The following is an 11,982-nucleotide window of genomic DNA, read 5'->3' on the forward strand; positions in this document are numbered from 1 at the left end:
CATTTCAATCGATTCGAGCTTTCCGCTCGGAATGGTTCGACTTGAACCCGCCTTGCTCTAGTGGTCTGCTGAATACGGACAAACCGTTTCAGGAGAAGCACGATGAGCGAACGTCTCGAGGACATTGCCGCCGCGATGGTGGCCGACGGCAAGGGGCTTTTGGCCGCCGACGAAAGCTCCGGCACCATCAAGAAGCGCTTCGACGTGATCGGCGTCGAATCGACCGCCGACAGCCGCCGTGACTATCGCGAGATGATGTTCCGCGCCAAGGAGGCGATGACCAGGTACATATCCGGCGTCATCCTTTATGACGAGACCATCCGCCAGAAGGCCGCCGACGGCACGCCGCTGGTCGATCTCATCAAGACGACCGGCGCCATCCCAGGTATCAAGGTCGATGCCGGTGCCAAGCCGCTGGCCGGATACCCCGGCGACACGATCACCGAAGGCCTCGACGGCCTGCGCGAGCGCCTTGCCGACTATTACAAGCTCGGCGCCCGTTTCGCCAAATGGCGTGCGGTGATCGACATCGACGTCGCCAAGGGGGTGCCTTCCGCCACGTCGATCGGCTCGAACGCCCATGCGCTCGCCCGCTATGCGGCGCTCTGCCAGGAGGCCGGCATCGTGCCGATCGTCGAGCCGGAGGTGCTGATGGACGGCGCCCATGACATCGGCACCTGCTATGAGATCAGCAAGGCAACGCTGACGAAGCTCTACACCGAGCTCTACGCAGCCCGCGTCGTCCTGGAAGGCACCATCCTGAAGCCGAATATGGTTCTCGCCGGCAAGAAGTCGGGCAAGGTGAGCAGCCCCGAGGAAGTCGCCGAAAAGACCATAAAACTGTTCCGCGAAACGGTGCCGGCCGCGATTGGGGGCATTGCCTTTCTCTCCGGCGGGCAATCGGACGAGGAGGCGACCGCCAACCTCAATGCCATCAATGCCATCGGCCCACATCCATGGAAATTGACCTTCTCCTACGGCCGCGCCTTGCAGGCGGCGCCACAGAAGGCCTGGAGCGGCAAGTCGGCAAACGTCGCCGCTGCTCAGGCCGCCTTCGCCCACCGCGCCCACATGAACCATCTGGCCGCGCTTGGAAAATGGCAGCAGGAACTGGAACAGGCCGCCTGACCGGTTTTTTGCCTTCATCTGGACCCGGGTCATGTGCCCGGGTTCCATGTGCTCTGAAATCGCTCCAAAAATGCGAGGACCGTGTCGGCTTGCATTGAGCCCAAACGTCCTTGGGTCTCAAAGAGGAGCAGACCCATGCCAAACAACAAGATCGTTTCACGGGAAGACTGGTTCCAGGCGCACAAGGCGCATCTGGCCCGCGAGAAGGAATTGACGCGATTTCGCGACCGCATCGCTGCCGAACGGCGGGAATTGCCTTGGTTGAAGGTCCGGAAAGACTATGTTCTCGAGACCGAACAGGGCCCGAAGAAACTGGCCGAACTATTCGCCGGCGCAAGCCAGCTGATCGTCTACCACTTCATGTTCGGGCCGGGCGCCGATTACCGTTGCGAAGGGTGTTCCTTCCTTGCCGACCACATCGACGGCGCCAATCAGCACCTTAGGCATCACGATGTGTCGCTGGTCGTGGTGGCGCGGGCGCCGCTGGCCGAACTGCTGCCTTACAAACAGCGCATGGGCTGGAAATTCGACTGGGTGTCGTCCTACGCCTCGGATTTCAATTTCGACATGCAGGTATCCTTCACCGACAAGCAGATCGCGGCCGGCGACACGACCTACAATTTCGAGCAGCGCGCGCGCAAATCAAAAGACCTTCCCGGCATCAGCGTATTCTACAGGGATGAGAACGGCGACATCTTTCTGACCTTCATGTCGCGCTCCAGGGGCGGTGATCCGCTGATCGGCGCCTATCACTATCTCGACCTGACGCCGAAAGGCCGCAACGAGACCGGTCCCTATCACAGCCTGATGGACTGGGTACGGCTGCACGATGAATATGCCGACAGGCCCGAGATGCAGGACGCCTGTTGCCATTGACGACGGGCCGTCGACGCAAAGTCTTTCGCCTCTAGCCCGATATGCGCTAAGTGCTGCTCGCTATGCCCTTTAACGGACTTGCCCATTAACGGTTTGCGATGCAGCGCTTTCTTGCCCTCCTCACCTGGCTCGCCTTTCCGGTCTATGTCTGGCAGGGGCTCGGCGTGCGCCGCCGCACCACCCGCATGCTGCCGGCGCAAGGTCCGGTCATGCACGAGATATCAGGCCAGGCGCCGGCGATCTCGCTTCTGATGCTTGGCGATTCTTCCGCCGCCTCCGTCGGAATCGGCAATTCCGAGTACGGGCTGGCCGCGCAACTGGCCAAGCTGATCTCGCAACGCACTGGCAGTGCGGTGCGCTGGCGGGCAGCCGGCTTCAACTCGGCGACCTCGGGCCAGATCCGCGACCATGTGCTGCCCAATCTATCGGCCGATCCGTGGACGCATATCGTGCTCGCCATCGGCACCAACGACACCAAGAACTTCCACTCGGTGCCTCGCTTCAAGAGCGATTTTGGCGGCCTGCTCTACGCGCTGCGCGCCAAATGGCCTGAGGCGCGCGTGGTGTGGTCGCCAGTGCTGGAATTCACCCGGGCACCGGCAATGCCGCCGCTGCTCGGCAAGATCCTGGAAATCCGCGCCGCCGAGATGAACCGGATGGGCGAGCGCCTTTGTCTCGAACGCGGCGCGGTCCCTGCTTCGCGCCTGCCGATCACCGATGCCGAAGCCGGCTTTGCATCCGACGGATTTCATGCCTCGGAAGCCGGCTACCGGGCCTGGGCGGAACATCTCGTCGGTTTGGTGCTGGCCGACGAACCCCACGTCGCGTAGCGGCCCGTCGGCCCTAACCCCAATGCCCCAGCGCCGCTGTTATCGAAATCGCCGCCATTGCCAGTACCGCCAGCTTCCAGAAATCGCTGCGCCGCCTCAGCCCCGGCCAGCCGAGCGGTTTGATCAGCTGGATGACCATCATGGCGATGATGACGAGCGCAAGGAGTTTCGACATGCCGCCTTTGACCAGCATCGCGGCCGGCTGTCAAAGCGCTCCTTGTGCGCTCATCCCTGGTCACCATTCACGACAAGGTCGCCGGCGCTCTGAATGCAACGTGGTGGACCGCGGAACCGGCAAACCGGCAGCGTCGTCAGATGCCATCCATCCTCCTGACAGACTGCTGTCAGGAGGGGTGTGCGATAGTGTCTCCATCGAAAGAGAGGAGACCAGCTATGAACGGTTTTACCATTCTGCGCAGCGTGCAGCACTATGTCGGCAAGATCCGGACGATGCGCAACGAGATCCGCACCCAACGTTTCATGAATGACTTGCCGCAGAGCATCCGCAAGGACATCGGTTGGCCGGATAATTACGAAGGCTGCCACGGCCGCCGGTAATTTTTCGCCGTAGTGCTTGGATGCGGGCGCTACAGCGCCCAGATAATAGGTCCGGCGGGCCGAAAGGCGGAGCAGGAAATGTCCGAACAGAAGACAATCGGCCTCGTTTTCATCGATCGCTACGCCGACTGGGAATACGGCCTGCTGGCGGCTTCGGCGGTCGAATGGTTCGGCGCCCGCGCGGTGTCGCTGACGCCGAACGGCAAGCCGGTGACCTCGGCCAGCGGATTCATGCTGATGCCCGACCGCTCCACCGAGATTGATGAAAACACCGATCTCGACGCTGTCGCGGTCATCGGCTCCGACCAGTGGGTCGATGCATCGCCTGATATCTCCGGACTGCTGACGGCAATTGCGGCGCGTGGCGGCGTGGTCGGCGGCATCTGCGCCGGCACGCTGGCATTGGCGCGCGCCGGCCTGTTCGACAAGGCCAAACACACCAGCAATGGTCGTGAATGGATCAATGAAAAGGAACCGGGCTATCCGGGCGCTCAGAACTATCTGGATGTGCCCTATGCCGTCGCCGACGGCCGCATCGTGTCCGCGCCAGGTTCGGCTCCCGGCACCTTCGCTCTTGCCTATTTGAAGACGCTCTATCCCCAGAGAAGCGGCGACCTCACGCAGATGCGTACGCTGTTCGCCAAGGAGCATGTCGAAGGGGAACATGCTGAAGCCTCCTGACAGTATGGTGTCAGGAGCGGCGTGCAATAGTGCGGCAGTATCAGGAGACTGGCATGGCCTTCATCCCCGCAAAAGCCTCAGCATGGTTCGAGATCCCCGTCACCGACATGGATCGGGCGCGCGCCTTTTATGGGTCGGTGCTTCAGAACGCTCTTCTCCAGGAGGAGAGCGGCCCGAACCCACTGGCCATGTTCGCCGCGCAGGACCGAATGGCCTCCGGGCACGTCTACCCCGGAAAACCCGCGGCACCGGGAACCGGCCCAACCATCCATCTGTCGGTTGCCGCACCGATCGAAGACGCCATGGAACGGGTGAGGCAGAACGGCGGTCAGGTCGTCTCGCCGGCGATCTCCATCCCGGCCGGCACATTCGCCTATTGCCTCGACCCGGACGGCAACAGTTTCGGGCTCTTCGTCTAGGTGGCACATGGCAAAAAGCTGGAACGACAGGCTGAATACGCCGGGCATCAATGGCATCAAGCCGTCGCCGCGCACTGTCGGTGACGTCGTCGAGGGCCAGCCGATGCTGGTGCCGACAGCGCGGCAGGTCGATGATTTCATCCGCTCCATCCCAGAGGGCGTGGACGTGGATGTCCGCGCATTGCGCACCGCGCTCGCCATCGAGCACGGTGCCGAAGTGACATGTCCGGTCACTATCGGCTATCATTTGCGCACTGTCGCCGAGGCCGCCAACGAAGATTTGGAACGCGGCATGAAGCTGAGCGACATTGCGCCGTTCTGGCGGGTGCTGGATGCAAAGACGCCGACAACAGGGAAATTGTCCTTCGGCGCGGCATTCGTCGCCGCGCAGCGAAAGCGCGAAGGGCTGGAACCATAATGCATGTCGCCCAAAAGTGGGAACCGGTTTTGGGACCACGACATGCATAGAAACAACACCGAGGGACCATACGATGCGCCGCGCCGACAGGCTCTTCCAGATCGTGCAGCATCTGCGCGGTGGCCGTCTGGTCACCGCCCAGAAGCTGGGCACGTGGCTCGAGGTTTCCGAGCGAACCATCTACCGCGACATCGCCGACCTGCAGTCGACCGGTGTGCCGATCGACGGCGAGGCCGGCGTCGGCTACATGATGAGGGAGGGTTTCGACCTTCCGCCGCTGATGTTCACGCGTGACGAGATCGTGGCGCTGGTCGCCGGCGCCCGCATGGTGCGCGCGTTTGGCGGCGCTGCCATGGCGCGGGCCGCCGACGAGGCGCTGGTCAAGATCGGCGCCGTGCTCCCCGACGCTGAAAAGGACCGCATCGCCCGCACCGAGATCCACACGCCGATGTGGGTGGTGAGCGACGCCGCCCGCGAGGCAATCGACCTGATCGAGCGCGCGGTGGAAAAACGCCAGGTGCTGACCATCGACTACTCCGACGAAGCCGGCCGCGGCACCGCGCGCGACATCAGGCCATTGGGCCTGTGGTTCTGGGGCAAGGTGTGGACGCTGGTCGCCTGGTGCGAGATGCGCGACGATTTCCGCGCCTTCCGCATCGACCGCATCGCTTCAGTGGTCATAGCCGGCCGCGTCTTCAAGCCGGAGCGCGGCAAGCAACTCGCCGATTTCTATCGTGCGGTCGAGCGCAGCGAGGATTACGGCATGGCGCCGGACCGGGCCGCGCGAACCTGACACGCACGATCGCAAAAAAAGCCCGCGTGACGCGGGCTTTTTGTAATTGATTGGCTATAGCCGACCGCTTCTCACTCCTCGTCGTCGGTATCCTGGTCCTTCGACTTCAGCGCCGAAAGCTTGGCGAAGACGGCGTTGGCGTCGAGTTCCGCATCCTCGTCCTTTGGCTTCTCCGGCGCCGGCACCAGCCGCTCGGTCAGCGCCGCCGGCAGCAGCGTGTCGCCGGCCGGCTGTGCCTGCTCGCGGCCACGCGAGGCGCGGTTGACTTCCATGTCGAGGTCGATCTGCGAGGCCAGACCCAGCGTCACCGGATCCATCGGCTGCAGATTGGCCGAGTTCCAGTGTTTTCTGTCGCGGATCTGGTCGATCGTCGACTTGGTGGTGCCGACGAGGCGCGCGATCTGCGCGTCCTTCAGCTCGGGATGGTTGCGCACCAGCCAGAGGATGGCGTTGGGCCGGTCCTGGCGCTTCGACAGCGGCGTGTAGCGCGGGCCCTTGCGCTTGGATTCCGGCACCCGCACCTTGGGGTCAGACAGCTTCAGCCGATGGTTCGCATCCTTCTCGGCGCGTGCGATCTCGTCGCGGGTCAGCTGGCCGGTCATGATCGGGTCCATGCCCTTGATGCCTTGCGCCGATTCGCCGTCGGCGATCGCCTTGACCTCCAGCGGATGCAAGCCGCAAAACTGCGCGATCTGCTCGAAGGAAAGCGCGGTGTTGTCGACCAGCCAGACGGCGGTCGCCTTGGGCATCAGCAGCGTATTGGCCATTGCAAAATATCCTTCTCGTTCGCCCGCGTTCCCGCGCGGGCGGTGGTTTTAGAGCCACCAAAATGGGAAATTCGCTGCGTGTATAACCGCTCTCTCACCATTTCGCAACGTTTTTGGGAAAGGCGCGGAGGCATTCCTGGCGCTCGCCGAAGGCGGCACGAATCCGCCAGTCGGATAGCCGTGGCTATCCGACTGGCGGTCCCATTCCTCAGAATGGTCGTCTGCTTCCCGTTTAGCAGTGCTCACTCGCCGGCGAGGGAGCTCAATGGATCGGCGGCGGAACGGGGATCGCAACCTCTACTGAGGAAATTCTGTCGTTCATGGTCGGCTTTGGTGGCCAAGGTATCATGGTACCCATGTAAGGAAGGTTGGCAACGCGGTCATAGACACCACCAACTCTGATGACTTTTTTCATTCCCGATGCGAATTTTGGGTCTCCGAACGCATGCTCGTAGAGAAATACGACGCAGGACCCGGATGTTCCGCCAACCAGGCTGCTGATCTGATCGTTGCCGACTGCGCCGAGCTGATCGTAATTTGTGCGCCAGACGCCCCGCTGGAAATTGCCGCTGTCCTCGCCGATCGGATAGGCATCGACTTTTCTTTCGGAGGCCACCAGGTTGACAATAGGCCCACGACCATATGTGTCGCGACAGCCCCAGACGGTCGGGAACCCGTCGGTTGCATAGTCGACCGCGTAGGTCTTCATTCGGAAATGTATTTTGACCTTGGCGGTCCCTCCATATTTACTATTGGCATGGGTTTCCAGCCACCACACCGTGTCCTCGCTGTTCTTCGACAAGTCGATATCCATCGTTGCTGTCGCATGATAGATCGACTGCCCATTGAGTTGGTGACTGCCGGAAATTTCGAATTCGAACTGGACCTTCGGCTTGCTTGAAACGCTCGTCTTGGTGAACAGCGACTGAAATAGACCTGGACGAGACTTGACAGTGTCTCCCGATTTTACAGGGTTTTGATAGTCAAAAAGATAGTAATTTATGTCCAGAAGACTGCAACCAAGCCTGGACCAAAGCAGCAACCCTCCGCTCGGGTTACCGTCATCAACAACATCGATCTGGCTTACAGAAATACTGGCGATATATGATTTAGGCATGACATCCTCCTGACAGAATTCCGATGCGGCAGAGATTGCAAACAAAGCCACAGACCGAACAATCGTCATATGACGACTGCTCGTCGGTTTGTGACACGATTACTGCCTTGCTGGGACGGTTTGTCGCTGCCAGGTCACACATTCATTTTTGCTAATCATCGGCTGACGCAGGATTGGAGGCCGAATTGTTAGATTCATCGATGATTAACTTGGGAAAATTCCTGTTCTACTGTCCTTCGCGAACGTGAGCATCCGAAGGATCGGTAAGTTGCATGGAACTTGGCGTACGATTGGGTTCCGCGCCCCACTCTCGCGGGAACACCAGATCGACGCATTCCACGGCAATCAGAATTCCCGCCCTGCCGGCGTCCATATTCCGTAGGCAATGCAATCCAGATCGCCGGCCGACCGCTTGGGATCGATCATTGCCGGGCGTAGTGCATGGACGACGGCACAGTCTCCCGATCCCAGCACTATGACTTTGTAGGATCTGCCGTCCGACACATATTGCATTTCATTGATGATGCTGGTCGGCACGTTCCTTTCGAATTCCGCGTCTTTCAGGACCGCTAGGGCTCCGGCAGCAGGCACCAGTTTCATCTGCGAACTGGGATAGGTTTTGGTCTTGGCCGCATAATCCCTGAGAATGGCGCCGAGCGCGATCAGCGCGTTGATGCGGGCGATGGCCGGCTGCGGTTTCTCCAGCGCCTGGCGCAGCGGTGCAAGGGCGCGTTCGGTCTCGGGCGAGCCTTGCGCCTCGCCATTTGTTTTGGTTCCGCCCTCGCCCGTCCTGCTGGTTTTCATGGCGACCGAGAATTTGGGCGCTGCAGGCTCGGCCAACCGAGCAAACGGATTGCCGGGAACAGCTACGCCCTGCGGGCTGGCGAGGAAAAGTACCAGGCTGACCGAGACAACCACAGACAGAACCCAGCCTAGAACCATCCCGGCGTATCCGACGCCGCGCGGCCGGAGCCGATCGAAAGTCCGACCGGGTGCTTGGATGATACGGTCGGTCATGCCGATTAGAGGCTCTCAACTGATGTTGCAGAAATGCCATAGCGCAACGTCATAGCAAGAGCAGTCGTCAAATGCCGACTGCGTCGTAGCTGCGGAATCAACAAGCTGCGCCCGACTTGTCTCGATGCCTGGGGAACAGGCAATCGCGTGACAGTGATTTTGGAACATAACTGCAGGGGGTGCCGATAATGAACTTTCAATCCAAGAAGATTTCACTGCTCGCGGGGTTCAGCGCCTTCGCTATTGCGTCCTGCCTTGCCGGGACAGCAAACGCCGGAGACTATTGCGGGCCGACCATAAGCATCGACAGCGACTTCCTGGGCATCCACGCGACTTTCGATACTGCTCCTCAAAACACCGAAATCATCTGCAACGGCACGGTCGATGCTGCCGATCTCGGCAATGATTCGGTTAACTCCGCCGAAATCGTCGATGGTGCTGTCGGTACAGGTGAACTGGCTGACGGCGCGGTCGACAACTCCAAGATCGGCGGCGACGCGGTGACATCGGACAAGATCCAGGATGGCACGGTCGGCAATGACGACCTAGCCGACGGATCTGTCAATTCTGCGAAAATCGAAGACGGCAGCGTTGCCAGCGATGATCTGGCGAACGGATCGGTGACCACAAATAAGATCGCGGCTGGAGCCGTCACCAATTCCAGGCTGGGAGCCGATTCGGTCACGAGTTCGAAGATCGCAGACGGCAGCGTTACGAACGCCGATCTGGCGAACAATTCCGTCACCGGCGCAAAGATCGTTGACGGCACGATTGCCAACGCCGATCTGGGAGGCGACGCGGTCACCACCGACAAGATCCTGAACGGTACGATCCTGGCCGAGGACCTTGCTCCCGGCGCGGTGACCGTGGATGCCTTGGCAGATGGTTCGATCACCAATGTCAAGCTGGGCGACAACTCTGTCACCACTCAGAAAATCCTCAACGGCACGATCCTCGAAGAGGACCTGGCCGACAATTCGGTGTCGACGCGCACTATCCAGAACAATGCCGTCACCACGGTCAAAATCGCCGACGGTGCCGTCACCACCGCCAAGATTGCGGATCTCGCCGTAACCGAGCAGAAGCTGGCGGACAATTCGGTCTCCAACCGCACAATCCAGGATGGCGCGGTTTCGATGAGCAAGCTGGGCGGCGACGTGCTCGACCGCTTCAACTCCATCGAATCTGGCATCGATACAGCCTATAGCGGCGTTTCGCTGGCAATGGCGATGTCGAACATCCCGCAGCTCAGCTCGAGCAAGAACTTCTCGCTCGGCATGGGTGTCGGCACCTTCGAAGGCGGCTTCGGTTATGCGTTCGGCGCCAATGCCCGCTTCAGCGAAAGCGTCGTCGGCCGGATGACGCTCGGCGGCACGGATGACAAGAAGTTCGGCGCTGGCGGCGGTCTTGCCATCGAATTCTGATCGGTCGGCCATGGCTGGCCGATCATATCATCTTAGGGCGGCGGGACGGGCGGTGGCCGGGCGATTGTTTCGTTCGGCCACCGTTCTCTTGATGACCCTGATGACCACCAGCGTCGTAGCCGTCGCCCAGCAAGCGCCGCTCGTCGAGAAGAGCGGCTGGCGCCTCAATTGCGTCGCCGACGGGAAATGTGAGCTCGGTTCCAGCCAGATCAGAGACGGCAAGCTCATAACCCGGCTGCTGATCTACAAGGTCGGCGAACGGGTCGTGATTGAGTATCTGGTGCCGCTCGGCGTCAATCTGCAGAAGGGCGTCGTGGTGCAGATCGACGAGAAACGGAATTTTCCGACGCGGGCTCTCTATTGCGACGCGTCGGGCTGTGTCGGTTATGCCTCGCTCTCGCCGGACCTTGTCCTTCAGATGAAGCGGGGCGCCTCGCTGAAGCTCGCATTCTCGCCGCGCACCAGCAGCCAGTACTTTGCCTACGATTACTCGCTCGACGGCTTCGCCGCCGGATATGCCGGTTTCCTGGCCGGCAGGAACCAAGCATCCACCTCACCGCCAGCCGAGGCTGCGACAGAACCGCAACATCCAGCAAAACCGAACTGATGCATATGACGACTGTTCTCGGACTACCGCCCTGCCTGGGCAGGTTGTTGCCGTCGAGCCTCACAATCGATTCGTCAAACCTGGGCGAAGCGGGATTGGACGTTTGCACCGCCTGGCTCGTCAATGTTGCAACTTGCGCGAGAGCTTTGGTCCGTTTAGCCTCATGACATCAGCGGGACCAAGAGCTGCCTATGGCTAACGTCACCATCGAAGCGGTATCTGCTGTTGTCGGCCAGATCTACGAAGCTGCCTATGACCAGGAACGATGGCTCGGTGCGGTAACCGGTCTGCGCGACCTGTTCGGCGGCTCGCGCTCCTGCATTGTGCGCCTCAGTCCGGAAACGTTCGATGCGGTCGCGTCCGACCTGGACCCGGAATTCAATTCGCAAAAGGGCATCGAGGCTCTTCTGCGCGATCCCCTGGCTGCGGCGTCAGCAGCCATACCTGTCGGCGCGGTCACCCACTGGCCAATGGGCCTCGACGTGGCGGCGTTCCGCCGCCGCGAGCTCTGGCAGGACTGGCTGAGGCCGCGCGACATGTATCACGGACTCGCCTGCAACCTGCTCTCCTCCAACAGCGCAAACTGGCTGCTTAGTATCGATCGCAGTTCAAGGCAGGGGGCATTTCATAACGCCGATATCGACCTTTTGCAGAAGATCGTGCCGCATATGCTGCGCGCCGGGCAAATCGGTCGACAGTTGGAGAACACCTCGGCGCTGGCGTCGGCCTTCTCGCACCTGCCCTTCGGCGTGTTTCTGGTAAACGGGCGTCAGCACATCGCGCAGATGAACGAAGCCGCCGAGGCGATGCTGGCGCGACCCGACGGCCCGATGAAGCTGAATGGCGACGCAATCGTCGCCACCAATCCCAAGGACACACAGGAGCTTCAGCGGCTGGTCGCGGATGCCTGCTCGTTGCGGGACGGCGCCATGCCCGGAACCGGAGGAACGCTGCTGGTTCCGTCGGATCACAAGCGCTCTGACCTGACGCGACTGGTGTTGTCGGTAGCCCCATTCGTCGATGCCCGCGCCTACGGCCTGGCCTCGGAACGTTGCGCGGTGATCATGGTCACCGAGGTCGCCCGGCGCATTCCCGACGGTTTCGAGACTCATATCCGCTATCTGTTCGATCTGACGGCGGCTGAGGCGAAGCTTGCAACGGCCTTGGCATCGGGGCGGTCGCTGAAGGAAGCGGCGGCAAATTCGAACATAACCGTGAAGACCTGCCGCACTTATCTGGAACGGGTTTTCTCCAAGACCCGCACCCGTCAGCAGAGCGAACTGGTCGCGCTGCTCAAGAGCACGGAACCGCTCAGCGGGCGCGGCCGGTAGAGCATCCGCGGAAGGC

The 11,982-nt window shown here is 61.0% G+C and carries 15 protein-coding genes; 11 read left to right on the forward strand and 4 right to left on the reverse strand.

Going from position 1 to position 11,982, the window contains the following annotated elements; genetic code table 11:
- Window positions 1–102 precede the first annotated feature (102 nt).
- The 3 genes from NKH73_RS03065 to NKH73_RS03075 all read left to right on the forward strand — a co-directional run bounded on the left by NKH73_RS03065 (window position 103) and on the right by NKH73_RS03075 (window position 2,834).
- A complete protein-coding gene (locus NKH73_RS03065) occupies window positions 103–1,128 on the forward strand; it encodes a class I fructose-bisphosphate aldolase (protein WP_352927916.1) in 1,026 nt (341 codons plus the stop codon).
- A 135-nt stretch (window positions 1,129–1,263) separates the two neighbouring features.
- On the forward strand, window positions 1,264–2,004 hold the full coding sequence (locus NKH73_RS03070) for a DUF899 domain-containing protein (RefSeq protein WP_352927919.1): 741 nt from the start codon (window positions 1,264–1,266) through the stop codon (window positions 2,002–2,004).
- 98 nt (window positions 2,005–2,102) lie between these two features.
- Window positions 2,103–2,834, forward strand: coding sequence for an SGNH/GDSL hydrolase family protein (locus tag NKH73_RS03075; protein ID WP_352927922.1), 732 nt, complete (start codon window positions 2,103–2,105; stop codon window positions 2,832–2,834).
- Between the two features lie 13 nt (window positions 2,835–2,847).
- Here NKH73_RS03075 and NKH73_RS03080 read toward each other — a convergent pair whose 3' ends face one another.
- Window positions 2,848–3,009, reverse strand: a complete 162-nt coding sequence (locus NKH73_RS03080; RefSeq protein WP_352927925.1) for a hypothetical protein — start codon at window positions 3,007–3,009, stop codon at window positions 2,848–2,850.
- Between the two features lie 218 nt (window positions 3,010–3,227).
- Between NKH73_RS03080 and NKH73_RS03085 the strand changes: the two genes are divergently transcribed.
- The 5 genes from NKH73_RS03085 to NKH73_RS03105 all read left to right on the forward strand — a co-directional run bounded on the left by NKH73_RS03085 (window position 3,228) and on the right by NKH73_RS03105 (window position 5,703).
- A complete protein-coding gene (locus NKH73_RS03085) occupies window positions 3,228–3,392 on the forward strand; it encodes a hypothetical protein (RefSeq protein WP_352927928.1) in 165 nt (54 codons plus the stop codon).
- Between the two features lie 78 nt (window positions 3,393–3,470).
- Window positions 3,471–4,073, forward strand: a complete 603-nt coding sequence (locus NKH73_RS03090; protein ID WP_352927931.1) for a DJ-1/PfpI family protein — start codon at window positions 3,471–3,473, stop codon at window positions 4,071–4,073.
- A gap of 53 nt (window positions 4,074–4,126) precedes the next feature.
- Window positions 4,127–4,492, forward strand: a complete 366-nt coding sequence (locus tag NKH73_RS03095; protein ID WP_352927933.1) for a VOC family protein — start codon at window positions 4,127–4,129, stop codon at window positions 4,490–4,492.
- A 7-nt stretch (window positions 4,493–4,499) separates the two neighbouring features.
- On the forward strand, window positions 4,500–4,910 hold the full coding sequence (locus NKH73_RS03100) for a hypothetical protein (RefSeq protein ID WP_352927936.1): 411 nt from the start codon (window positions 4,500–4,502) through the stop codon (window positions 4,908–4,910).
- Between the two features lie 73 nt (window positions 4,911–4,983).
- Window positions 4,984–5,703, forward strand: a complete 720-nt coding sequence (locus NKH73_RS03105; protein WP_008873880.1) for a helix-turn-helix transcriptional regulator — start codon at window positions 4,984–4,986, stop codon at window positions 5,701–5,703.
- Between the two features lie 71 nt (window positions 5,704–5,774).
- Here the strand turns inward: NKH73_RS03105 and NKH73_RS03110 are convergent, their stop codons facing one another.
- From NKH73_RS03110 to NKH73_RS03120, 3 genes are all read right to left on the reverse strand, one after another.
- Window positions 5,775–6,470, reverse strand: a complete 696-nt coding sequence (locus tag NKH73_RS03110) for a DUF1013 domain-containing protein (RefSeq protein ID WP_352927940.1) — start codon at window positions 6,468–6,470, stop codon at window positions 5,775–5,777.
- Window positions 6,471–6,732: 262 nt separating this feature from the next.
- Window positions 6,733–7,587: a hypothetical protein gene (locus NKH73_RS03115; protein ID WP_352927943.1), complete on the reverse strand. Its 855-nt coding sequence runs from the start codon at window positions 7,585–7,587 to the stop codon at window positions 6,733–6,735.
- Window positions 7,588–7,932: 345 nt separating this feature from the next.
- The gene (locus tag NKH73_RS03120) at window positions 7,933–8,604 is read right to left on the reverse strand and encodes a hypothetical protein (protein WP_352927945.1); all 672 of its coding nucleotides are present in this window, start codon (window positions 8,602–8,604) and stop codon (window positions 7,933–7,935) included.
- Window positions 8,605–8,792: 188 nt separating this feature from the next.
- Between NKH73_RS03120 and NKH73_RS03125 the strand changes: the two genes are divergently transcribed.
- The 3 genes from NKH73_RS03125 to NKH73_RS03135 all read left to right on the forward strand — a co-directional run bounded on the left by NKH73_RS03125 (window position 8,793) and on the right by NKH73_RS03135 (window position 11,966).
- On the forward strand, window positions 8,793–10,028 hold the full coding sequence (locus NKH73_RS03125) for a YadA C-terminal domain-containing protein (protein WP_352927948.1): 1,236 nt from the start codon (window positions 8,793–8,795) through the stop codon (window positions 10,026–10,028).
- A 100-nt stretch (window positions 10,029–10,128) separates the two neighbouring features.
- Window positions 10,129–10,635, forward strand: a complete 507-nt coding sequence (locus NKH73_RS03130) for an invasion associated locus B family protein (RefSeq protein ID WP_352927951.1) — start codon at window positions 10,129–10,131, stop codon at window positions 10,633–10,635.
- Window positions 10,636–10,826: 191 nt separating this feature from the next.
- On the forward strand, window positions 10,827–11,966 hold the full coding sequence (locus NKH73_RS03135) for a helix-turn-helix transcriptional regulator (RefSeq protein ID WP_352927953.1): 1,140 nt from the start codon (window positions 10,827–10,829) through the stop codon (window positions 11,964–11,966).
- Window positions 11,967–11,982 lie beyond the last annotated feature (16 nt).

It is taken from the genome of Mesorhizobium sp. M0938 (genome assembly GCF_040319125.1).
Taxonomy (GTDB): domain Bacteria; phylum Pseudomonadota; class Alphaproteobacteria; order Rhizobiales; family Rhizobiaceae; genus Mesorhizobium; species Mesorhizobium robiniae.